Here is a 23,806-nt window from a genome sequence, read left to right as displayed (position 1 = left end):
CTTGAAAACGGAAAGCGAACTCCTCGAAGCAGGGCACACCACAAGTGCGCCTATTTCACCGCTTTTAGCCAATATCTATCTGCGCTTGCGGCTGGAAAAAGCGCGGCAGTTGCTGCGACAGACGGACATGAGTGTGCTGGAGGTCAGCATCGCGTGCGGGTTTGAATCGCCGTCGTATTTCACCCGTAGTTATCGGGCGAGATTTGAGCGGTGCCCGCGTGAAGACCGCCGGCAAAGCCAGAAGGCCTGAAACCGACCCCTGTAGGAGCGAGGCTTGTGTGGCGAGGGGGCTTGCCCCCGTTGGGTCGCGAAGCGGCCCCAAAACCTGCAGCCGCGGTGTGTCAGCCGCACCGCAGGCAATGTTTTACGACTGCTTCGCAGGCGAACGGGGGCAAGCCCCCTCGCCACACATCCTCGCTCCTACAGGAGATGTGTCATTTTTACTTCTTCATCAACGCCGAACACGCGGCCTTGTAAGCGTCATGCTGATACTTGTTCAGCGTATCCGGCAGTGAAAAATCGAACTTCTTGTTCTGCGCATTGATGGTCTGCGGCGACAGCAGCGTCACCTCACAATTTCCCAGCAGCTGGAAAATCCCCTCGATCTTGAACGTAGTCGGCCCACCGGCGAACTCGCCTTTCTTGCTGCGTTTCTTGATCGCGATCCGGTCGATGGAGTTCTCACGAACAAACGACGCCACCTGAGCGGCAAAGACTTTGACATTTGCGGCTTCGTCGTCCTCGTCGAGGGCGATTTTCTTGGTGTTCAGCGCTACGTGGCTTAACACCTGACCGTCGAGGGAGGCCACGGCGATGATCGCTTCGCTGCCTTTGATTTCGATGCCGCAGATTTTCATTTCAATCCCTTTTCCTGATGCTGGCGTTCAGCTTACAACTCTAGTTGGTTGGCGGTGATGCCAAAAGCTGCGGCAATTTTTTCACGGGTTGTCTTGCGGGGCTTGGCGACCGTCTCCTGCTGGGCGAAAGCCGGTTGGGAGATGCCCATGCGTTTGGCAACTTCATCCTGCGTAAGGTTCAGGTGTTCGCGCCAGGCGCGAATGGGCGTCGCGCCATCGACGATGCGACTGACCACTTCGTGGGGAATCAGATCGGGCTCGATCTTCTGCGCCACATACTGCGCGTACGGAATGACCACGAATGCCGGTTTTCCCTCCGCGTCGTTGATGATTTGAATGTCAGTAGGTGCGTTCATCGCGTTTTTTGACCTCTTGAATACTGACCACTTTGATTGCGCCATCCCAGTCGAACATGACCCGATAACTACCGACTCGCAGTCGATAGGCATAGTCATGACCAACCAGTGCTTTGACGTTGCCTACATCAGGCATGCCAGCTAGCGCCGTGATGGCATCACGAACCTGGATCTGATGAACGGAATGCAATTTCAAGAGCTGCTTAACGGCCTTTCGAGTCCAGTGAACACTGTTCATGGAAGAATATAAGTCTTTTATAAGATTTGCGAATCTTTGCTTATATTTTTCAGGTGGCCAACAAACGAAATTTGTCGGGATGTTGCTCGAAAAAACTGCTTTAACCCTTACCCGGCGGGAGTTGTAGGCTTGCTCGGTGAGGCCTGTGGGAAAGGTCTTGATTGAAGGTAAAAGTTGGTAGGGCTACCAGCTTTCGACGGACGATTCAGGATCACTCCTGCCCAATCGACTCCAAAAACTCCGATCGCTCATCACTTATGCGCGCCACGCAATCATTTTGCGCAATGGTGAACGCCTTGCTACCGCTCGTCGCCGGGAACGCTTCCACCGCGCAATCGGCGTCCCGGGTTTTCAGCCATTGCTGCTGGGCTACCTTGATTTTGGCGGTGATGTCGGTCAGTTGCGCCTTGTTGTTGCCGTAGAGCGTTTGCATGCGCTCGGTCAGGCTCTGGTAGTTGTCGCTGAGCAGCTGTTCGGCGGCGGTTCTGCTGTAGGCCGAGCATTCCAGGGTCTGGATTTCGTTTTCGACTTTGTCGCAGGGGTTATCGTCGGATTCTTCCGTTGCGTGTACGCCGCTCGCTATCAGTGCCAGTGCCAGTGCCAGGAAGATCGATTTCATGCGCCGCCGCCCTTTAATCCAGTGAAACATCCAGTGATGCCGCGAATTCTGGCCCAAGCGGGCGGCGTTGGATAGGTAGGCAATGACGCCTGTTGATGACCCTTTGTCGCGGATTGACGCTTTCGGCAATTCCCCTGTCGTTTTTGCACCCGGCTGCCAAGGCACCGAGGCATATGCTGGCCCCAAAGCGCCGGCACACGATTCGGCGCATGAATCGCTAATAGGGGACAGCCTGTGAGCCCAGCCGAATTGCACGCCGACAGCATCGTTATCGACGGGCTGATTATTGCCAAGTGGAACCGCGAGTTGTTTGAAGACATGCGCAAGGGCGGTCTGACTGCGGCCAACTGCACCGTGTCGGTGTGGGAGGGCTTCCAGGCCACTGTCAACAACATCGCTGCCAGCCAGAAGCTGATCCGCGAGAACAGCGACCTGGTGATTCCGGTGCGCACCACCGCCGATATCCGCAAGGCCAAGGAACAGGGCAAGACCGGCATCCTCTTTGGCTTCCAGAATGCTCACGCGTTTGAAGACCAGATCGGCTACGTCGAGGTCTTCAAACAGCTGGGCGTCGGTATCGTGCAGATGTGCTACAACACCCAGAATCTGGTCGGTACCGGTTGCTACGAGCGCGATGGCGGCCTGTCGGGTTTCGGTCGTGAAATCGTTGCCGAAATGAACCGTGTCGGGGTCATGTGCGACCTGTCCCACGTCGGCTCGAAGACTTCCGAAGAAGTCATCCTCGAATCGAAGAAGCCGGTCTGCTACTCCCACTGCCTGCCGTCGGGTCTGAAAGTTCACCCGCGCAACAAATCCGACGAAGAGCTGAAGTTCATCGCCGATCACGGCGGTTTCGTCGGTGTGACCATGTTCGCGCCGTTCCTGGCCAAGGGCATCGATTCGACCATCGACGACTACGCCGAAGCCATCGAATACACCATGAACATCGTCGGCGAAGACGCCATCGGCATCGGCACCGACTTCACCCAGGGCCATGGCCAGGACTTCTTCGAATACCTGACCCATGACAAGGGCTACGCCCGCCGTCTGACCAGCTTCGGCAAGATCATCAACCCGCTGGGCATCCGCACCGTGGGCGAGTTCCCGAACCTGACCGAGACCCTGCTCAAACGCGGCCATTCCGAGCGGGTGGTGCGCAAGATCATGGGCGAGAACTGGGTGAACGTCTTGAAAGACGTTTGGGGCGAATAAGCCACCGCACCTCTGAATCCTTTCCCCCGGCCGTCCGTGCCGGGGGCAACACAACGAATTTTCTGGAGTTAAGTTTCCATGGCCAAGATCGCCCCGCAATTGCCAATCGAAGTCGACAGCGAAACCGGTGTCTGGACCTCCGACGCCCTGCCGATGCTGTATGTGCCGCGCCATTTCTTCGTCAACAACCACATGGGAATCGAGGAAGTGCTGGGCGCTGACGCTTATGCCGAAATCCTCTACAAGGCCGGCTACAAGTCCGCTTGGCACTGGTGTGAAAAAGAAGCCGAATGCCACGGCCTGGAAGGCGTTGCAGTGTTCGAGCACTACATGAAGCGTCTGTCGCAACGCGGCTGGGGCTTGTTCAAGATTCAGGACATCGACCTCGACAAAGGCACCGCCAGCGTCAAGCTCGAACACTCCGCATTTGTCTACGTGTACGGCAAGGTCGGGCGCAAGGTCGACTACATGTTCACTGGCTGGTTCGCCGGCGCCATGGACCAGATTCTTCAGGCCCGTGGCAGCTCGATCCGCACTGTTGCAGAACAGGTTTACGGTGGCTCCGAAGAAGGCCACGACGACGGCTTGTTCACCGTCAAGCCGTTGTAAGTCGAGGAACCCGCCATGGCTTTCGAAGCAATGTTTCAACCGATTCAAATCGGCAAATTGACCATCCGCAACCGTGTGCTCAGCACCGCGCATGCCGAGGTCTACGCCACCGACGGCGGCATGACCACCGATCGGTACGTCAAGTATTACGAAGAGAAAGCCAAGGGCGGGATCGGCCTGGCGATTTGCGGCGGTTCCTCCAGCGTGGCCATCGACAGCCCGCAAGGCTGGTGGAAGTCGGTCAACCTGGCCGACGACCGGATCATTCCGCACTTCCAGAACCTGGCCGATGCCATGCACAAGCATGGCGCCAAGATCATGATTCAGATTACTCACATGGGTCGTCGTTCCCGCTGGGATGGTGAGCATTGGCCAACCCTGCTGTCGCCGTCGGGCATCCGTGAACCGGTGCACCGCGCGACCTGCAAAACCATCGAGCCGGAAGAAATCTGGCGGGTGATCGGCAACTACGCCAGCGCAGCCGCACGGGCCAAGGCCGGTGGCCTGGACGGCGTCGAGCTGTCCGCAGTGCACCAGCACATGATCGACCAGTTCTGGAGCCCGCGAGTCAACAAGCGTACCGATGAATGGGGCGGCAGCTTCGAGAACCGCATGCGTTTCGGCCTGGAAGTGATCAAGGCTGTGCGCAAGGAAGTCGGTCCGGACTTCTGCGTCGGCATTCGTTTGTGCGGTGATGAATTCCACCCGGATGGCTTGTCCCACGAGGACATGAAGCAGATCGCCAAGTACTACGACGACACCGGCATGATCGACTTCATCGGTGTCGTGGGTTCGGGTTGCGACACCCACAACACCTTGGCCAACGTTATCCCGAACATGAGTTATCCACCGGAGCCATTCCTGCACTTGGCGGCCGGTATCAAAGAAGTGGTCAAGGCCCCGGTGCTGCACGCGCAGAACATCAAGGACCCGAACCAGGCGACCCGTATTCTGGAAGGCGGCTACGTCGACATGGTCGGCATGACCCGCGCCCACATCGCCGACCCGCACCTGATTGCCAAAATCAAAATGGGCCAGGTCGACCAGATCAAACAATGCGTCGGCGCCAACTACTGCATCGACCGTCAGTACCAGGGCCTGGACGTCTTGTGCATCCAGAACGCCGCGACCTCCCGTGAATACATGGGCGTGCCGCACATCATCGAGAAATCGACCGGTGTGAAGCGCAAAGTCGTGGTGGTCGGTGCCGGTCCTGCCGGGATGGAAGCGGCTCGTGTGTCGGCCGAACGTGGCCACGACGTGACCCTGTTCGAGAAGAAAGAATTCATCGGCGGGCAGATCACTACCGCGTCGAAAGCGCCGCAACGGGACCAGATTGCCGGCATCACTCGCTGGTTCCAGCTGGAACTGGCGCGCTTGAAAGTCGACCTGCGCCTGGGCGTGGCGGCGGATGCAGCGACCATTCTGGACCTGCGTCCGGACGTGGTGGTACTCGCCGTCGGCGGTCATCCGTTCCTGGAGCAGAACGAACACTGGGGCGCGGCTGAAGGCCTGGTGGTCAGCAGCTGGGACATCCTCGACGGCAAGGTTGCGCCGGGCAAGAACGTGCTGGTCTACGACACCATTTGCGAGTTCACCGGGATGTCGACGGCCGACTTCCTCGCCGACAAGGGCAGCCAGGTCGAGATCGTCACCGACGACATCAAACCGGGCGTGGCCATCGGCGGTACATCGTTCCCGACGTACTACCGCAGCATGTACCCGAAAGAAGTGATCATGACCGGCGACATGATGCTGGAGAAGGTCTACCGCGAAGGCGACAAGCTGGTGGCGGTGCTGGAAAACGAATACACCGGCGCCAAAGAGGAGCGGGTGGTGGACCAGGTGGTCGTCGAAAACGGCGTGCGTCCGGACGAAGAAATCTACTACGCCATGAAGGAAGGCTCGCGCAACAAAGGCCAGATGGACATCGAAGCTTTGTTCGCGATCAAGCCGCAACCTTCGCTGAGCCAGGCGGGCGATGGTTATTTGCTGTTCCGCATCGGCGACTGCGTGGCCCAGCGCAACACCCACGCGGCGATCTATGACGCGTTGCGGTTGTGCAAAGACTTCTAACGGCTTGCACATGACCCTGTGGGAGCGGGCTTGCCCGCGATAGCGGTGGGTCAGTCAATGTAGATGTGACTGACAAAATGCAATCGCGGGCAAGCCCGCTCCCACAGGAACCGAGTAAGGCATCTCGACCTGCAAGACCCTGCGGTCTTTGGGAGCTCCACATGTTGAACACCCTTCTTCCAATCCTGTTGTTCGCTGCCCTGGGCCTGGCTGTCCTGGGCGCGTTGCGGCGGGTGGCTATGTGGCGTCAGGGCCGGGCTTCGAAAGTCGACCTGATCGGCGGCCTGTTCGCCATGCCCAAACGCTACATGGTCGATTTGCACCACGTCGTCGCGCGGGACAAATACATCGCCAACACCCACGTCGCCACGGCCGGTGGTGCAGTGGCGTCGATTCTGCTGGCGATTCTGGTGCATGGCTTTGGCCTGCATAACCGCATCCTCGGTTATGCACTGCTGCTGATGTCGGCGGTGATGTTTGTCGGCGCGATCTTTATGTTCCTGCGCCGTCGCAACCCACCGGCCCGCTTGTCCAAAGGCCCGTGGATGCGCCTGCCGAAAAGCCTGTTGGCGTTCTCGGCGTCGTTCTTCCTGCTGACCTTGCCGGTCGCCGGCATCCTTCCGGAAAACTTCGGTGGCTGGGTGGTGGCTGCGATCCTCGGCGTCGGTGTGCTGTGGGGCGTTAGCGAACTGTTCTTCGGCATGACCTGGGGCGGACCGATGAAGCACGCCTTCGCCGGTGCCTTGCACCTGGCCTGGCACCGTCGCGCCGAACGTTTTGGGGGCGGTCGTTCCACCGGTTTGAAGCCGTTGGATCTGAATGACCCGAACGCGCCGCTGGGCGTGGAAAAACCCAAGGATTTCACCTGGAACCAACTGCTCGGTTTCGACGCCTGCGTGCAGTGCGGTAAATGCGAAGCCGCGTGCCCGGCATTCGCCGCCGGCCAGCCGCTGAACCCGAAGAAACTGATTCAAGACATGGTCGTTGGCCTGGCTGGCGGTACTGACGCCAAGTTCGCTGGCAGCCCGTATCCAGGCAAAGCCATCGGCGAACACGCCGGCAATCCGCATCAACCGATCGTCAACGGTCTGGTGGACGCTGAAACCCTGTGGTCCTGCACCACTTGCCGTGCCTGCGTCGAGGAATGCCCGATGATGATCGAGCACGTCGACGCCATCGTCGACATGCGTCGCCATCTGACTCTGGAAAAAGGCGCGACCCCGAACAAGGGTGCCGAAGTCCTGGAAAACCTGATCGCCACCGATAACCCTGGCGGCTTCGCGCCGGGCGGGCGGATGAACTGGGCGGCGGATTTGAACCTGAACCTGCTCAGCGAGAAGAAATCCACCGACGTGCTGTTCTGGGTCGGCGACGGTGCCTTCGACATGCGCAACCAGCGCACCCTGCGTGCCTTCGTCAAAGTACTGAAAGCGGCCAAGGTCGACTTCGCGGTGCTGGGGCTTGAAGAGCGTGACAGCGGTGACGTGGCACGACGCTTGGGCGACGAAGCGACCTTCCAGCTGTTGGCCAAACGCAACATCCAGACCCTGGCCAAGTACAGCTTCAACCGCATCGTCACCTGCGACCCGCACAGTTTCCACGTGCTGAAAAACGAGTACGGCGCCTTCGACGGCAACTACCTCGTTCAGCACCACAGCACCTACATGGCGGAGATCATTGGCGAAGGCGCCCTGAACCTCGGCCAGCACAAAGGCAGCAGCGTGACTTATCACGACCCGTGCTACCTCGGCCGCTACAACGGCGAATACGAGGCGCCGCGTGAAGTGCTGCGCGCCCTGGGCATCGAGATCAAGGAAATGCAACGCTCCGGCTTCCGCTCGCGCTGCTGCGGCGGCGGTGGCGGTGCACCGATCACCGACATTCCGGGCAAGCAGCGGATCCCCGACATGCGCATGGAAGACATCCGCGAAACTGGCGCCGAGCTGGTGGCCGTGGGTTGTCCACAGTGCACTGCGATGCTCGAAGGCGTGGTCGAACCGCGTCCGATGATCAAGGACATCGCCGAACTGGTAGCCGATGCGTTGCTCGAAGACGCAACGCCGGGAAAGCCATCGGCACCGGCCAAACGTGAACCTGCGGAGGTGCATTAATGAGCGACATTATCCGCCGCGACCCACGCGCCGAATGGATCGCCCGCAACCGTCTGCACCCGCTGCACGCGGCCATGCAACCGGCGCAACACAGCTGGATGGGGCCTAACGGTCTCATCCGCAAGAATCCTCACGGGATCGGTTTTATCGGCCCCAACGGCATCAAACGGATTGACCGCAGCGGCGCTCAGCAGGGCGGGGCGACTAAACGCTCGGCCGCGGTTGAAGCGCAATTGCCGCTGCATCAAGTGGCTGCACCTGCGTTCTACATCAGCGTGGTGCCGGACATGGTCGGCGGCCGCTTGAGCAGCCACGACCGCGACTTGCTCGGCTTGGCTCATCAGTTGGCCGGCAAAGACGGCGCGGTATTGGCCGTGGTCTTCGGTGAGCACAAGGAAAACGCTTTCGCTACGGCTGGCGTGGATCGCTTGCTGGTGCTTGAGGGCGACGAATTCAGCGGTTATGCACCGGAACAACGCGTCCAGGGCCTGCGGGCTGTGGATAACCAGTACAGCCCGCGTCACTGGTTGCTGCCGGACAGTCGCAGCGGTGGTGGCGAACTCGGTCGGCGCTTTGCCGCCGCACTGGGCGAGCGCCCGGCCACGCGGGTCTGGCAGGTCAAGGATCAGGAGTGCATCGGCCGCGCCGGTGCTGGTTTGCAGGACCTTGCACGTCCGGTCGCCCGCTTGATTCTGGCTGCTGCCGAATGCGCCGAACCGGTCAGCGAAACCCGTCATGAGGCCTTGCCGGTAGAGTTATCCACAGCGGTCGCACGCAGCCTGTCGCGGATCGAAGATCTGGGCGCCGTGGCGGTGGACCCGGCGGCGATTCCGATGGCCGAAGCGGAGTTCATCTTCTCCGGCGGCAACGGGGTCAAGGACTGGGGACTTTTCCACAGGACGGCCGAGGCATTGGGCGCGACCGAAGGTGCATCGCGAGTGGCGGTGGACGACGGCTTCATGGCCCGCGACCGTCAGGTCGGTGCGTCCGGCACGTGGGTCACGGCACGGGTTTACGTGGCAGTGGGCATTTCCGGGGCGATCCAGCACCTGCAAGGCATCGGTGCCTGCGACAAGGTGGTGGCGATCAACCTCGATCCGGGTTGCGACATGATCAAACGGGCCGACCTGTCGGTGATCGGTGAGAGCGCCGAGATTCTTCAAGCCTTGATCGATGCGGTAGAGGCTTACCGCAATGAAGCCAAGCGCGATGCGGCTTAAGGAAAGGAAAGGGTTATGAGCACGAAAATCATCAGCCTGGTGTCCATCGGCGCCCACCCGACCTCCGGCCGGCCACGCCGCGCCGAGCAGGATGCGCGGGCGGTTGAACTGGGTTTGCAACTGGCTGGGGATAACCTGCAAGTGCTGCATGCCGGCGACGTCGCGGAACCGGCACTGCGCGCTTATCTGGGCATGGGCCTGGAGCAGCTGCATGTGCTGGAGCAACCGGAAGGCGCCGATGCATTGCCAGCGTTGACTGCGTATTTGCGCGATGCCGGGGCGCAGGTAGTGCTGACCGGCAGCCAGGCGGAAACCGGTGAAGGCTCGGGCATGTTGCCGTTCCTGTTGGCGGAAAGCCTTGGCTGGCCGCTGGTGGTGGGTTTGGCGCAGGTCGAATCCATCGACGGTGGTTCGGCGCTGGTGCTGCAGGCCTTGCCTCGTGGGCAGCGTCGGCGCTTGAAAGTGCGCCTGCCGTTTCTGGCGACGGTGGATAACGCAGCGCCCAAGCCTCGACAGAGCGCCTACGGTCCGGCACGACGCGGGGTGTTGCAGGCGGATGAAGTCGAAGTGATCGACGATGAACTGCTGGCGGTGGCCACACTGCAACCGGCCAAGCCACGGCCAAAGCGCTTGAAAGTGATCAAGGCCAAGAGCGGTGCAGACCGCATGAAGGCCGCGACAGCCAAGGCCAGTGGCGGAGGCGGGCAAGTGCTCAAGGGCGTCACCGCGCAGGCGGGCGCCGAAGCCATTCTCAAGTTGCTGATCGAAGAAGGTGTGGTTCGCTAACGGTCCTGTGGAGCCCGGTAAATGGCAGTTGAGTTTCGTTCGGCCCTGCGCGCGGATGCGCGGGAGATTGCTCGCTTGTTTCAGATTTCATCAGAAGGTGCGGCGGATTACATCTGGAGCCAACTGGCGCAGCCCGGCCAGGACCTGCTGGAGGTGGGGGCCAGTCGTTACGCTCGTGAAGACGTCGATTTCTCCTATCAGAACTGCCTGATCGCGCAGGCCGAGGGAAAGGTCATCGGCATGCTGCACAGCTACGCGATGCGCCACGATCCTCAGGCCGCTCCCGTGACCGATCCGGTCCTGGCGCCGTATGCCACGATGGAAATCCCCGACACCCTTTATATTTCGAGCCTGGCCCTGCATGAGGGCTGGCGCAATCAGGGTTTGGGCAAACAATTCCTCGCCTATGCCTACGACCGTGCCAACCGGTTGGGGCTCAACGGCTTGAGCCTGATCGACTACGCGGTGAACACCGGCGCCCGGCGGTTTTATGAGCGCCATGGCTTCCGGATCGTCGATACCTGCCAGATCACGCCCCACCCAATGATTCGGGTCACGGGGGAAGCCTATTTGATGTATCGGCCTTAAGGCTGAGCCCTGTTCGTGTGGGAGCGGGCTTGCTCGCGAAAGGGGCGGGTCAGTCGACATCGATGTTGAATGTCAGTCAGCCTTCGCGAGCAAGCGCGCTCCCACACGGGTTCAATGTCGATCACAGATTGAGCACACCAACAATCCATCGGGGTTACCCACAATCCCTGTTAGCGCTTCTGTGGATAACATGTTCGCGCCTCGCTACACCCCATACCCATCAAGCCTTCCAGCCCTCCGTACAAAAAACAACCAGCCTAAGCCACGGTTTTTTCAAGCTTTTTCCACAGAACAACTCTGCTCGCCAGCCGATACTTGCCCCCAATCTCTGTTGGCGCTTCTGTGGATAAGATGTTCGCTGTCCGCTACAGGCTATATAAACCGTGGCTTTCAGTGAGTTGATCAAATAATGTTCAATTGACCCTTTTCTAACCTGATCCTTCTGCAAACCCTGAATTTTCGCGGCTTTCAGCGGTTTTCCACAGAGCCTGCAAAGTTGCCCCCAAAGTCTGTTGGCGCTTCTGTGGATAAGGTGTTCGCCATCCTCTACACGTCATATAAACCGTGCCCTGTAGAGGCTTGATCAAAAAACGATCAATGCCTGCATAAAACCCTGCTTCCCGATAAGTCACGGTTTTTCTTCGCTTTTTGTTAAATAAATTTGGTCCGTCATCCACAGTTGTCCCCATTAGCTGTGGGTGAAGATGTGGATAACTTGTTCGTTGAACCCTGCAAGCCACGTTCCGTATAGGCTGGAACGCGATAGATCAGATTTCATACAGTTCTAAGGCACTTCCTTGACTTCGATCTGTCGCCTGTCTTCACTCTCAGGTCACAAGGACAGCCGTCACTTATCCACATCTGGTTCAGGGAGAACGCGTGATGGATAGCCAGCCACATCGCTCGCAGCCACATTTGCCCCTCAGCCCCTGCGCGACCTGTGTACCGACACCCGCCACCTCGCTGCGTAAACGGATTCACCGTCGCGCCACCAATCAGCGCGCTCGCCTATAGCGCCTGAAGCCTTTCCCCATACCCTGACGCAGCTGCCATTGAGGCCCGACCGTGCCCGGTGACCAGGCGTTTGTTCGTCTATCGATTGCAGGCAACCACAGAGTTGCCCATCTGCCTGAGAGGAAATGACCCATGACACGGATCGCCACGCCCATCAGCGACATCAAGGAACATTACGACGTGATCGTCATCGGCTCTGGCTACGGCGGCGGGATCGCGGCGTCGCGTCTGGCCCGGGCCGGCAAGCGCGTATGCCTGCTGGAGCGAGGCCGGGAAATCCAGCCCGGCGAATACCCGAATACGATGCTGGCGGCCACTGAAGAACTGCAAGTCCATGACCCCGACGGGCACATCGGTTCGCGCACCGGGCTGTTCGACCTGCACGTCAATGCCCAGCAGAACGTCGTGGTCGGTTGCGGTCTGGGCGGCACGTCGCTGATCAACGCCAACGTTGCGCTGGAACCGGAACCCGGCGTGTTCGACGATCCGCGCTGGCCGCTGGCGGTGCGTGAACACCGCGACACGCTGCTCAAGGAGGGTTACGCCCGGGCTCGGGAGATGCTCAAGCCCAATCCGTACCCGAGCACCGCACCGAACCTGCCCAAACTCGACGCCAACAAAAAATCCGCTGATTACCTGAAGCAGGGCGCGCATTTCTACAAGCCGCCGATCAACGTGACCTTCGACAAACTGCCGAACAACCTCAACCACGTCGGTGTCGAGCAGTTACCGTGCAACCACTGCGGCGACTGCGTGTCGGGCTGTAACAACAAGGCCAAGAACACCACGCTGATGAATTACCTGCCGGATGCCTGGAACCACGGCGCTGAGATTTTCTGCCAGGCCGAGGTGCGGCATCTGGAGCGCGACGGCGATGGCTGGATCGTGCACTTTCAGTATCTGGACAGCGGCCGCGAGAAATTCTCGGCACCGACGCTGTTCGTCAAGGCTGACATTGTCGTGGTGTCGGCTGGCACCCTGGGCTCCACGGAAATACTCCTGCGCTCCCGGGACAAAGGCCTGTCGACGTCCAATCAGCTCGGCGAAAACATGAGCGGCAACGGTGACATTCTCGGTTTCGGCCACAACTGCGACCAAGCGATCAACGGCATCGGTTTCGGCGCGCATCCGGCCAATGAAATGAAACCGGTCGGCCCGTGCATCACCTCGATCATCGACATGCGCACCGAAGGCGACTGGCGCAGCCGCATGGTCATCGAAGAAGGCTCGATTCCCGGTGCTCTCGGCCGGCCCATGGTGCCGAGTATGGCCGCATTCGCCGGGTTGATCGGCAAGCCCACCGATGACAGTTTCAGCGGCAAGCTCAAGTACGCGGCGCGCGAATCCGAAAGCTTCCTGCGCGGCCCGTATCACGGTGCCCTGCATAACATGCAGACCTACCTGATCATGAGCCACGACGACGGCAAGGGGCGCATGGTGCTCGACAGCAAGGATCAGCTGCGCATTGACTGGCCGGGTGTTGGCGAGCAGGAAAACGTCAAACTCGGTAACGAGCGACTACACCAGAGCACCAAGGCATTGGGCGGGATCTGGGTCGAGAACCCGATCTGGACCGAGTTGCTCAAACACAGCATCGTGTCCGTTCACCCGTTGGGCGGTTGCGTGATGGGCGAGGACGCGGTGCAAGGCGTGGTCAACCACAAGGGTCAGGTATTCAGCAGCGCCAGTGGCACCGATGTTTATGCCGGACTGTACGTGACCGACGGCGCGGTGATTCCGACCTCTCTGGCGGTCAATCCGCTGCTGACCATCTCCGCCGTGAGCGAGCGCAACATGGGCCTGCTGGCCGCCGATCGCGGTTGGCACATCGATTACACGCTGCCCTCGGCGCCGCGCAAAGCAGTGGCGCCGCCCACCCTCGGCGTGCAGTTCACCGAAACCATGAAGGGCTATTTCTCCAAAGACTTCACCCAGCCTCAGGGCACCGATCTCAAACTCTACGAGGCGGCGGCTAAACGCGGCGAGTCGGAGAACTCGCCGATCGAGTTCACCCTGACCATCACCGCCAACGACCTCAACCGCATGATCAAGGAGCCGCAACACGCCGCGACGCTGGTCGGCACACTCGATGCGCCCGGCCTGTCGCCGGAACCGCTGACCGCCAGCAATGGCGTGTTCAACCTGTTCGAGGAGTATCAGGAACAGGTCGGCGTGCGGCACATGAAGTACGACATGAAACTGACCGCCGAGGACGGCAGCGATTATTACTTCAGCGCGTTCAAGACCGTGCCCGAAGACAACGGCGTGCTGAACGTCTGGCACGACACCAGCACTCTTTACGTGACGCTGTATCGTGGGTCGGACAAGACCGGCGAGGTGATCGGCTCGGGGGTGATGCACATCCATCCAGCCGATTTCGCCAAGCAGATGACCACCATGAAGGTGCTCAACGCACGCAACGAACGTGAGCGCGTCGAAGGGCTGGCGCGGTTCGGCAAGTTCTTCGCTGGCATCTTGTGGGAGAGCTACGGCGGCGTGTTCGCCGGCGATATCTACTTCAACCCTGATGCACCGCCGCGGCAGAAACGCCCATTGGATGCGCCGATTCCGAGCGTGCAGTTCTTCCAGACCGAAGACAGCGTCCAGCTACGCCTGACCCGCTATCAGGGCGGCAGCAAAGGGCCGGTGATGCTGGTGCATGGCTTGGGAGTGGGCTCGAATATTTTCTCCACCGACACCATCCAGACCAACCTGCTGGAGTACTTGTGCAAGCACGAGTACGACGTCTGGCTCCTGGATTTGCGGGTGAGCATTCTGTTGCCCGCGAGCAAGAAGGAATGGAACGGCGATCAGATTGCGCAGTACGACTTCAAGGCTGCCATCGCGCAGATCCAGCAAGCAACCAAGGCCGCGGACGTGCAATGCGTGGTGCATTGCTACGGCGCGACGACTTTCTTCATGTCGTTGTTGGCCGGGTTGCAGGGCGTGCGTTCGGTGGTGTGTTCGCAGATCGCGGCGGATACGGTGGTCGCCACGGCAACCGGGCTCAAGGCCGGCCTGCATTTGCCAGGGATGCTCGACGCCATCGGTATCAAATCCCTCACAGCCTATGCCGATAACAAAGAGAGCTGGTTCAACAAACTCTACGACAAGGCCCTCAACGGCTACGCCCGCATCGAGGCTCAGGGCTACTGCACCAACCCGGTTTGCCATCGCATCACCTTCATGTATGCGTCGCTGTACCGCCACGACACCCTCAACGAAACCCTGCACGACAACCTGCACGAGCTGTTCGGCGAGTCGAACATGCAGACCTTCGAGCACTTGGCGTTGATTCTGCGCAAAGGCCATCTGGTGGACTTCAAGGGCCAGGACGTCTACATGCCGCACTTCGACCGGCTGACCATGCCGATCTGCTTCATCAGCGGCGAAGACAACCAATGCTACCTGCCCGAAAGCACGCTCAAGACCTATGAGCGCGTGTGCAAAGTCCATGGACCGGAGCGCTATAGCCGGCATGTGGTACCGGGTTACGGACATATCGACTGCATGTTCGGCAAGAATGCGGTGCTCGATGTGTACCCGATCATCCTGCAACACCTGGAGAAAACGGCCCTCGGCTAGTACTGCTTACCTGTGGCGAGGGAGCTTGCTCCCGCTGGGCTGCATAGCAGCCCCAAAACCTGAGGATGCGATCTATCAGATACATCGCGCTTTCTGGTTTTACGACTGCTTCGCAGCCGAGCGGGAGCAAGCTCCCTCGCCACAAAAGCCGTGTGCTGACTTGAGATTGGTGACTACAAGGAAAGGGATGCCATGGACAGTTACATCCGCTGGTTTCAACGCTTCATCTGGCTAGGCATTGTGATGAACATGGTCTTCGCGATCCCGGCGCTGTTTGCGCCGGCATTGCTGACCTCGATGCTCGGGATGCCGCCGCAACTCTCCGATCCGTGGCTGGAAAACGCCGGCATGTTGCTGGTGGGGATCAGTCTCTTCTACATGCCGTCAGGCTTCAACGCACCCAAATACGTGGTGCATTCGTGGCTGTGCGTGTTGTCGCGATTGGTCGCCGTGGCGTTCTGGATCTACCTGATCAACACCAGCAACCAGGCCCAGGTATTCGTGCCGATGCTGCTGGGCGATCTGAGCATGTTCCTGATCCTCGGGATTCTGCTGTACCTGGGCAGCGCGCCGGCCAGTCGGCCCTTGGCGTTGCTTCGCGACGGCTGGCATGAGTGGCGCGCAGCGTGGGCGCGACGCTGGCAGCAGCACAGTTTCAAAGTCGCCACGCTGGTCGTGGTACTGGCGTTGGGGTTTATCGGCTACGAAACCTGGTACCAGATGCTGCGGGTGGTTCCGGCAGAGCAATACGCCTCCGATGAGGACCACTACAAATACGGCGCCATCGGCCTGGGCATCGAGGCGCGGATTCCCTATTACCTGTTCGCCGTATTGCCGCAGATGTGCCCGGATAAACTGCCGAAACCCGGCGGCTACGAAGTCTTTGGTTTTCTTTACGAGAACGGCAAGGACCTGCCGATCGGCATGGCCAAGCGGCAGATCGGCTACCCGACCGTGGAGCCCAACTGTGCCCTGTGTCACACCGGTTCCTACCGGGCCAATACCAGCGACGTCGCCATCCCGGTGGCCACCGCGCCGGCCAATACCCTGCAACTGCAGGCCTTCCAGTGGTTCGCCTACAATTGCGCCAGCGATCCGACATTCACCCCTGGCGCGGTGATGACGGCGATCAACAGTAAGTTCCAGCTCGGGTTTTTCGAGCGCTTGTACAACCGCTACGTGATCATTCCGATGGCCACGAGCGCGCTGGTCAAGCAGAAGCAGGCCTATGCCTGGCAACGCCTGCGCGCACCGCAAGGGCCGGGACGCACCGACACCTTCAACCCGACGAAAATGGTGGTGTTCGGCTTCCCGGATGACTCGACCATCGGCACCGTAGATTTGCCGCAAGTCTGGAACCAGAAACCTCGGGAGTCGCTTTACCTGCACTGGGACGGCAACAACAACGACATCCACGAGCGCAACTACGCGGCGGCCATGGCCGTGGGCGCGACACCGGAGTCGGTGCTGCCGGCCAGCTTCAACCGGGTGACCAACTGGCTGCTGGGCCACAAGGCGCCGGCATGGCCGTTCGCGCTGGATCAGGCCAAAGTCGCACGGGGTAAACCGGTCTGGGAAAACAACTGCGCCAGTTGCCACGATTTTGGCCGCACCGACACCGGTCAGGTCACCACCAGCATTGATGAACTGGGCACCGATCCCCATCGGCTGAACTCGTTCACCACAGGTTTGGTGACGGCTTTCCATGGCTTCAAGAAATCGCCGTTCGACTTTGGCGCCTATCGCAAGACCCAGAGCTACAGCAACACGCCCACCGACGGCGTCTGGTTGCGCGCGCCGTACTTGCACAACGGTTCGGTGCCGACTCTGTGGGATTTGTTGCAGCCACCGGAAAAGAGGCCGCTGGTGTTCTTTACCGGCTCCGATGTGTACGACCAGGACAAGGTCGGCTTCGTCACCAGTGGCCAGCAGATGAAGGCCTCGGCGGACTTCAAATACGACACTCGCCTGGAGGGCAACCACAACGGCGGCCATCTGTACGGCACCCAACTGTCGGAACTCGATAAGCGGGCGCTCATCGAGTTCATGAAAACCCTGTAATTCCACTACGGATGGAGGAACACGACATGTCATTGGTCAGTCATTGGGAACACGAGTACGACAAGGTCAAAGTGCGGCTGCATGGTTTGCTCACGCGCGTGGAAATGGCCTGGATGAAGCTCGTCAGCGAGCTCGAACCTCAGGAGTTCGAAGCCATCATTGCGCTGCTCAAACGCGGCCACGATCAGGCGCAGTACGTGCTCAAACACGGCGATTTGCCGGACGATCAGCCGGGCGTGCCGTGGGAGTTGGCCCATGGCTTGTCGATCCTGCGTATCGGCAATGCCAGCCCGTTGCCGCAATCGGTGGACGAGCTACAAACCCGGGTGCTGAAGGACGGCAGTCTGCTCGGTTGTCGCAAATGGGAGCTGCTGGATCTGTTGTGGAGCGAGGCGCTGCTCAAGTGGATCGAAAACCTGCGGCATCACGCGCCGTTCGCCACTGACCCGGCATTAGTGAAAATGGATCGCAACGTGACCCTGGCGATCGCCGGCGACTGGGGCACCGGACCGTTCGACAGCCATGCCCCGGCGGTGGCGGTGGCGAATCAGATGCAACTGGCCCGGGCCAATTTCACCATTCACCTGGGGGATGTGTATTACGCCGGCACCCATTCCCAGGAAGACGTGGACATGGCCGGCTGGCCGATGGGCACGCAAGGCTCTTTCACTCTCAATTCCAACCACGAGATGTACAGCGGCGCCCACGGCTATTTCAAGGAACTGGCCAAGCGTTTTCCGGCGCAGCAGGGCACCAGTTACTTCGCGCTGTACAACGACGATTGGCTGGTGATCGGCCTCGACACGGCGTATGCCTCGGACGCCATGAACCTGTACATGGATGGCACCCTGAACCAACCGCAGATCGACTGGATGAAAAGCCTGCCCCAACGCAAGAAGATCATGGTGCTCAGTCATCACCAGGGCTTCGACATTTCCGGGCACAACAAGACCGCGCTGTATCAACCCGTCTGCGATGCCTTGGGCCGCGAGCCGGATTACTGGTATTGGGGGCATTTGCACAACGGTATCTGCTACGCCGCTCAAGGCGGGTTGCATGCGCGTTGCGCCGGGCACGGGGCGATTCCCTATGGCAATGCCAGCGAGTTGGACGGGCATGCGCGGGTGTTGTGGTCGGAAACCAAAAATGCGCGGGATGAGGCGTACCCGTTACGGGTGCTGAATGGTTATGTGAAGGTGCGGCTGGTGGGGGAGAACATCGTCGAGGAGTTTATTGGGGAGGATGGGTCGGTGCGGTGGTCTTCGAGTTGATTGGGTGAATGTGCGACCGCTTTCGCGAGCAAGCCCGCTCCCACATCTAGTTGATCGAGTCGTTCACAAATTTTGTGTACGCCACCGAACCAATGTGGGAGCGGGCTTGCTCGCGAAGCTCTTGATCTTAGCCTTGTACCGGCACCCCTTTGAGATACGGCGCAGGCTCGGCCCCAAGGTTGTTCAGCAACCGCTCGCTGTACCAATCCACAAAGTTCACCACGCCGAACTCATAGGTCTTGGAGTAAGGCCCTGGCTGGTACGCGGTGGAGTTGATCCCGCGCTGGTTTTCTTCGGCCAGGCGACGGTCCTGATCGTTGGTCGCATCCCAGACCTGGCGCATGCGCTCCACGTCGTAGTCCACGCCTTCGACCGCGTCCTTGTGGACGATCCACTTGGTGGTGACCATGGTTTCCTGAGCGCTGATCGGCCACACGGTGAACACGATGATGTGGTCGCCCATGCAGTGGTTCCACGAGTGCGGCAGGTGCAGGATGCGCATCGAACCCAGGTCCGGGTTCTGGATCCGGCCCATGAGTTTTTTGCAGCCTTGCTTGCCGTCGATCGTCATCGACACGGTGCCCTTGAGCAGCGGCATGCGCACGATGCGGTTACGCAGGCCGAAACTGGCATGGGCGTAAGGGATCTTCTCGGCTTCCCAGGCCGCGGCCGAAGCAGCGACGTGGTCCTTGAAGGCCTGGTCGGCACGCGGGTCGGTGACGTCGTCCCATTCCAGCAGGGTTTTCAACAGTTCCGGGTGCGACGCGTTGCAGTGGTAGCACTCGCGGTTGTTTTCCAGCACCAGTTTCCAGTTGGCTTTTTCGAACAAGGTGGTCTGGATCGCCACCTTGGTGTTCTCCATGTCGTACGGTTCCATGTAATGGTTCAGCGTCGACAGGAAGTCATCAATGGCTGGCGGGTTCTCCGACAGGCTGATGAAGATGTAACCGCCAGCGGTTTTCACATTCACCGGTTTGAGGCCGTACTGCTTCATGTCGAAGTCGGCGCCCATTTCGGTGCCGGCGAACAGCAGGCGACCGTCCAGCTCATACGTCCACTGGTGGTAGTGGCAGACCAGTTTGGCGACTTTGCCTTTTTCACTGGTGCACAGCCGTGAACCACGGTGGCGGCAGACGTTGTGGAACGCATGGACCACGCCGTCTGCGCCGCGGATCACGATGATCGGGTTTTTGCCGACCTGCAGGGTCAGGTAGTTGCCCTTTGTCGGGATTTCGCAGGTCATGCCGGCGATCAACCACTCTTTCTGAAAGATTTCCTGCATGTCGATATCAAACAGCCGCTCGTCAGAGTAAAACGGCTGCGGCAGCGAAAAAGTACGCTCGCGCTCTTGCAGCATCTGCGCGGTGGCCTTGCGTGCGGGTTCCAGCGGATCGCCCAGGCTCAGGGTAGTGGTGACGTCCATCATTTAATCCTCAAGGCCATTCTGTGTGGCCGGCGAATAGTGGCTACGGTTGTGCGACGCAAGACAAAAAACAGCAGTTATCTGTTGAGGCGAGTGTGGGGCCGCCGTTGCCCGGAACCTTATCCATGGGCGACATGGCCCAATCTGTTCCCGACGCGCAACCCCCGGTAATTGGGGGCTGGTCGCGATAAGTATGTGAATGTCGCAGATAGGTAAATGGAGGGGCTGCGCTATACGCAGAATCGCCAACATGAAGGCCGACAGTCGGCCGTGGAGATCAGCATGTCCAACAGCTTCCTGAACCCGGTAACCACCCAGACCTGGGCCAATGGTCGACATATTGTCCGTTGCGTCAAAGTCATCCAGGAAACCTGGGATGTGCGTACCTTCTGCTTCATGGCCGACCAGCCGATTCTGTTCTTTTTCAAACCCGGGCAATTCGTCACCCTGGAGCTGGAGATCGACGGCGTGCCGATCATGCGCTCCTACACCATTTCCAGCTCACCGTCGGTGCCGTACAGCTTTTCGGTGACCATCAAACGTGTGCCCGGTGGCAAGGTGTCCAACTGGCTGCACGACACTCTACATGAAGGCCAGGAGCTGGCGGTGCACGGGCCGGTCGGGCTGTTCAACGCCATGGACTTCACCGCGCCGAGAGTGCTCTACCTCAGCGGCGGTGTCGGCATCACCCCGGTCATGTCCATGGCCCGCTGGTTCTACGACACTAACGGCAACGTCGACATGGTGTTTATCCACAGCGCCCGTTCGCCCAAAGACATCATTTATCACCGCGAGCTGGAACACATGGCGTCGCGGATCGACAACTTCAGCTTGCACCTGATCTGTGAGAAACATGGTCTGGGTGAGCCGTGGGCCGGTTATCGCGGGTACCTGAACCACAAGATGCTCGAACTGATGGCGCCGGACTTCCTTGAGCGTGAAGTCTTCTGCTGCGGCCCGACCCCGTACATGAACGCGGTCAAGCGCATGCTCGAGGCGGCTGGCTTCGACATGACGCGTTATCACGAAGAATCCTTCGGTGCGACACCAGCGGAAGCCCGTGCCGATGCGGTGGAGCAAGCCGAAATCGCAGCAGACGCACCGGACATCGACGTGGCGGACCTGCATCAGGTGGAATTCACCGCATCCGGCAAGAGCATTCGCGTGGCCCCGGGCGAGACTGTGCATGCGGCGGCGGCCAAGCTTGGCTTGCTGATTCCGAAAGCCTGTGGGATGGGGATCTGCGGGACCTGCAAGGTGATGAAACTCGGTGGTGAAGTCGACATGGAACACAACGGCGGGATTACCGAAGAAGACGAAGCCGAGGGTTACATCCTGTCGTGCTGCAGCGTGCCGAAGGGGGATGTGCGGATCGAATTCTGAGTACAGTTTGCGGGCATGGGCCGATCTCCCCACGTGGGAGATCGAATGGGGGTTAATAGTTGCTTTTTAAATTAGTTCAAATGTGACGAGTAAGCCAAAGTCCATGAATATAAAGCCGAAAATCTTCTGATATTTATGTAGTGTAAGTAGTGTGCGTTTTAGGTTGGGAGGGAAATTCTTGATATCTTTTGCACTTAACTTTCCTTGGTAAATGTAGATTGCGGGACTTTTGAGAATGCCGAAAACTTCTCCCATCATATATATTCGCCCCCAAAAACCTCCGTGCCATAGCATTAGCAGGGATGAGGCGATGGAGCTGTTTTGAAGGCTGTTTAATATAATTTCTATTTTTGTTTTTGCGATGTATAGCGAAACTGCATTAACTATTATGAGTCCCGCGAAGCTAATGGTGACAGTAATCATCAATATATCTTTTGCAATGCTAAGGCTCATTTGATTCTCTCGTAGATCCACTCTGCGGCGTGCTCGCCACTTTTTTCGCCGATATATCCATCCGCCATGACTCATCAGTCGCGGTATTAAACAAGGTCTAACCAAGCGACTAAACCCAGGCACATCATTACAGCCCAGAATATAAGGGAGAGTTTATGTAGGGTGATTAAGTTTTGTCTGAGTTTGCGCGGGAATGTTTTCATGTCTTCTGCGCTGAGCGTTCCGGCTTTAATGTAATATTCGGGATTTCTCATGATGCCGAAAACTTCGCTCATCATGTAGATTCGCCCCCATGGTCCTCCGTGCCACAGCATTATAATTCGGCTGGAAATTGAACTGTTTCTCAGGTGGTTTAATATTGTTTCGGTTTTTGTTTTGGCGACGTATAACATAACTCCAAGCAGGATGAAGACACCTGCGAAATCTACAATACCAACCAATAAAAATATAATTTCTGACGTGCGAAGGGTCATTTAACAACCTCATAAATTATCTCTGCGAATTCTTCACCACCCTTTTCGCCAATAATGCCTCCTGCGTAAGATCCAGTTCCCGCCACTATTGCACCGCAAATCACGGTGCCAAGCCCCCCTGTCGGCACGCCTATTCCCACGCAAATTGTCGCCACCATTGGCGCAGTCAAGATTGCACCGGTTAAAGCTCCCCCACCCACTCCGCCCAGAAAGCTTCCGGTCTCAGTGAACTTCACTTTTTGACACGCCTCGGTACTTCCATTTCTGCAAACATCCTCAACCTTCATGGCTGATGCGCTACCTCCCACAGCTGTGCCAATCCAACCGCCATATTTGACGTATTGCGATGCTTTGGTAACGGCCTGAATATGAGTGGCATAACCGGGAATCTGGCCGATGCCGCCGGCTTTTCTCCAGCGGTGCACAAGGTGAGGGTGATCAATGCCAAGGGCGGTTTTAAGGTTTGGATAATCAGGGAGGCCGATGGTTTTTTTGGTTAACTTGGTGAGTTGGCCGTCCAGATTTTTGAGCAGGCGGGCACGCTGTTTTTTGAATTTCTTTGAATTCAGGCTGCCATTTGCCTCGAGGGTATTGGTATGCAGGTTCTCAATGTCTTTCAGAATGGTTTTTACGCCATCCAGATGATTGGCCGCTATGGCTGTGGTGACGCCAATCACTTTCGATTCATCCGAGAGCGCGGTCTGAATAACGCCATAGTGCTGCGCCATAAAATCCGCTTCCTCCACCGTCAATGGCTCCAGCACCGCGCTGACGATTTGAGCGGTTTGCATCAGCAGCGATTCTTCATAAGTACATTGCTGATTGTTCGGGGCACTCAGGACAATCATCGATCCGGCTTTAACCAGATCCAGGTTCGGATTCAAAGTTCTGAATTTGGTGAGGACGCTGGGGTTGGGAGACGGGAACAGTTGGGCCTCTAGTTTCTCGGCTGAAATGCTTTTGGGAACGATGTAAAACCCCGGCTCCTCTGGTGCTGGAACCTCCACCGGCCAGCGTTCCTGAGGGAAAAAACCGGGAACGCGGGACGCTGGACGAGGGGCGTGAGTGGTGTTTTTGACACTCGTGTTCAGGGCTTTGAGATTCTGCGCATGCACGGCCCGCAACAGGCGCTCCGGGTCGGGTTGTGGCGCCACTTGCGTGAGCATCGACAGCGGCGTCCGTTTGACCGATTCGGGGATCGCGCCGTGCTTCTTCAACATCAAGAGTCGTGACTGGTTCCGGAAAGTGGGTGGGCTTGCCGAGGTTGCCATCGTTGGTTAGGTTGTGGCTGTAGGCGAGCACCATGATTTCATCGGTGTGCGCCGCCTGATACTTGTTGCCAACCGACTCTGGGGTCGAGCACCCCGCTGAAATCAGGCCTTGAGTCTTGCCAGTGATCGTCATGTAGCCGGGATTCGCCATCGCTGCCCTTCCTTGTTTGAAATAGGATTCGGCAGTCTAGGGCGAGGAC

The 23,806-nt window shown here is 58.8% G+C and carries 19 protein-coding genes and 2 pseudogenes; 12 read left to right on the top strand and 9 right to left on the bottom strand.

The features are described 5' to 3' along the window. Positions 1–67: 67 nt before the first annotated feature. Positions 68–250, top strand: a pseudogene (locus tag IC37_RS30135) (helix-turn-helix domain-containing protein); the annotation flags it as partial. Between the two features lie 190 nt (positions 251–440). Here IC37_RS30135 and IC37_RS22705 read toward each other — a convergent pair. From IC37_RS22705 to IC37_RS22690, 4 genes are all read right to left on the bottom strand, one after another. Beyond that, positions 441–857, bottom strand: a complete 417-nt coding sequence (locus tag IC37_RS22705) for a DUF3010 family protein (protein ID WP_030128558.1) — start codon at positions 855–857, stop codon at positions 441–443. A 32-nt stretch (positions 858–889) separates the two neighbouring features. Then, on the bottom strand, positions 890–1,213 hold the full coding sequence (locus tag IC37_RS22700) for a helix-turn-helix domain-containing protein (protein ID WP_030128557.1): 324 nt from the start codon (positions 1,211–1,213) through the stop codon (positions 890–892). Continuing rightward, on the bottom strand, positions 1,197–1,451 hold the full coding sequence (locus IC37_RS22695; protein WP_030128556.1) for a type II toxin-antitoxin system RelE/ParE family toxin: 255 nt from the start codon (positions 1,449–1,451) through the stop codon (positions 1,197–1,199). The genes IC37_RS22700 and IC37_RS22695 overlap by 17 nt, the downstream gene beginning before the upstream one ends. 211 nt (positions 1,452–1,662) lie before the next feature. After that, a complete protein-coding gene (locus IC37_RS22690) occupies positions 1,663–2,070 on the bottom strand; it encodes a lysozyme inhibitor LprI family protein (RefSeq protein WP_030128555.1) in 408 nt (135 codons plus the stop codon). 234 nt (positions 2,071–2,304) lie between these two features. On the opposite strand from IC37_RS22690, the gene IC37_RS22680 reads away from it, so the two are divergent. The 10 genes from IC37_RS22680 (at position 2,305) to IC37_RS22635 (ending at position 18,603) form a co-directional block, all read left to right on the top strand. Next, positions 2,305–3,282, top strand: coding sequence for a dipeptidase (locus IC37_RS22680; protein ID WP_007907542.1), 978 nt, complete (start codon positions 2,305–2,307; stop codon positions 3,280–3,282). Between the two features lie 78 nt (positions 3,283–3,360). Beyond that, the gene (locus tag IC37_RS22675) at positions 3,361–3,891 is read left to right on the top strand and encodes a DUF5943 domain-containing protein (protein ID WP_007907543.1); all 531 of its coding nucleotides are present in this window, start codon (positions 3,361–3,363) and stop codon (positions 3,889–3,891) included. 15 nt (positions 3,892–3,906) lie between these two features. Continuing rightward, a complete protein-coding gene (gene dgcA, locus IC37_RS22670) occupies positions 3,907–5,967 on the top strand; it encodes a dimethylglycine demethylation protein DgcA (RefSeq protein ID WP_007907545.1) in 2,061 nt (686 codons plus the stop codon). 161 nt (positions 5,968–6,128) lie between these two features. Continuing rightward, the gene (gene dgcB / locus IC37_RS22665; protein ID WP_030128554.1) at positions 6,129–8,078 is read left to right on the top strand and encodes a dimethylglycine demethylation protein DgcB; all 1,950 of its coding nucleotides are present in this window, start codon (positions 6,129–6,131) and stop codon (positions 8,076–8,078) included. Next, positions 8,078–9,298 (top strand): electron transfer flavoprotein subunit alpha/FixB family protein, encoded by a 1,221-nt coding sequence (locus tag IC37_RS22660; protein WP_030128553.1) that lies wholly within the window; start codon positions 8,078–8,080, stop codon positions 9,296–9,298. Before dgcB ends, IC37_RS22660 begins: the two co-directional genes overlap by 1 nt. Before the next feature lie 15 nt (positions 9,299–9,313). Then, a complete protein-coding gene (locus IC37_RS22655; RefSeq protein WP_030128552.1) occupies positions 9,314–10,084 on the top strand; it encodes an electron transfer flavoprotein subunit beta in 771 nt (256 codons plus the stop codon). Positions 10,085–10,105: 21 nt separating this feature from the next. Further along, complete coding sequence (locus tag IC37_RS22650; RefSeq protein WP_030128551.1) at positions 10,106–10,672, top strand: GNAT family N-acetyltransferase; 567 nt, start codon at positions 10,106–10,108, stop codon at positions 10,670–10,672. Positions 10,673–11,818: 1,146 nt separating this feature from the next. Further along, entirely contained in the window at positions 11,819–15,271 is a 3,453-nt protein-coding gene (locus tag IC37_RS22645; protein WP_030128550.1) for an alpha/beta fold hydrolase, read from the top strand. Positions 15,272–15,463: 192 nt separating this feature from the next. Further along, on the top strand, positions 15,464–17,332 hold the full coding sequence (locus IC37_RS22640; protein WP_030128549.1) for a hypothetical protein: 1,869 nt from the start codon (positions 15,464–15,466) through the stop codon (positions 17,330–17,332). 26 nt (positions 17,333–17,358) lie between these two features. Then, positions 17,359–18,603 (top strand): metallophosphoesterase, encoded by a 1,245-nt coding sequence (locus IC37_RS22635; RefSeq protein ID WP_030128548.1) that lies wholly within the window; start codon positions 17,359–17,361, stop codon positions 18,601–18,603. Between the two features lie 127 nt (positions 18,604–18,730). On the opposite strand, the gene gbcA is transcribed toward IC37_RS22635, so the two are convergent. Then, positions 18,731–20,026, bottom strand: coding sequence for a glycine-betaine demethylase subunit GbcA (gene gbcA, locus IC37_RS22630; RefSeq protein ID WP_030128547.1), 1,296 nt, complete (start codon positions 20,024–20,026; stop codon positions 18,731–18,733). A 282-nt stretch (positions 20,027–20,308) separates the two neighbouring features. On the opposite strand from gbcA, the gene gbcB reads away from it, so the two are divergent. Then, positions 20,309–21,409 carry a glycine-betaine demethylase subunit GbcB gene (gbcB, locus tag IC37_RS22620; RefSeq protein ID WP_030128546.1) on the top strand — a complete coding sequence of 367 codons (1,101 nt, stop codon included), beginning with the start codon at positions 20,309–20,311 and terminating at the stop codon, positions 21,407–21,409. Positions 21,410–21,475: 66 nt separating this feature from the next. On the opposite strand, the gene IC37_RS22615 is transcribed toward gbcB, so the two are convergent. The 4 genes and pseudogenes from IC37_RS22615 to tssD form a co-directional block, all read right to left on the bottom strand. Further along, positions 21,476–21,862, bottom strand: coding sequence for a hypothetical protein (locus IC37_RS22615; protein ID WP_051414794.1), 387 nt, complete (start codon positions 21,860–21,862; stop codon positions 21,476–21,478). Positions 21,863–21,948: 86 nt separating this feature from the next. After that, complete coding sequence (locus tag IC37_RS22610; protein WP_051414793.1) at positions 21,949–22,335, bottom strand: hypothetical protein; 387 nt, start codon at positions 22,333–22,335, stop codon at positions 21,949–21,951. Further along, on the bottom strand, positions 22,332–23,555 hold the full coding sequence (locus IC37_RS22605; protein WP_051414792.1) for a hypothetical protein: 1,224 nt from the start codon (positions 23,553–23,555) through the stop codon (positions 22,332–22,334). Before IC37_RS22605 ends, IC37_RS22610 begins: the two co-directional genes overlap by 4 nt. A 7-nt stretch (positions 23,556–23,562) precedes the next feature. After that, a pseudogene (gene tssD, locus IC37_RS22600) lies at positions 23,563–23,757 on the bottom strand (type VI secretion system tube protein TssD); the annotation flags it as partial. Between the last annotated feature and the right edge of the window lie 49 nt (positions 23,758–23,806).

This window comes from Pseudomonas sp. QTF5 (genome assembly GCF_000512695.2).
Taxonomy (GTDB): Bacteria; Pseudomonadota; Gammaproteobacteria; order Pseudomonadales; family Pseudomonadaceae; genus Aquipseudomonas.
Note: the sequence above shows the minus strand (reverse complement) of the source record. Positions and strands in the feature narration are given on the sequence as shown.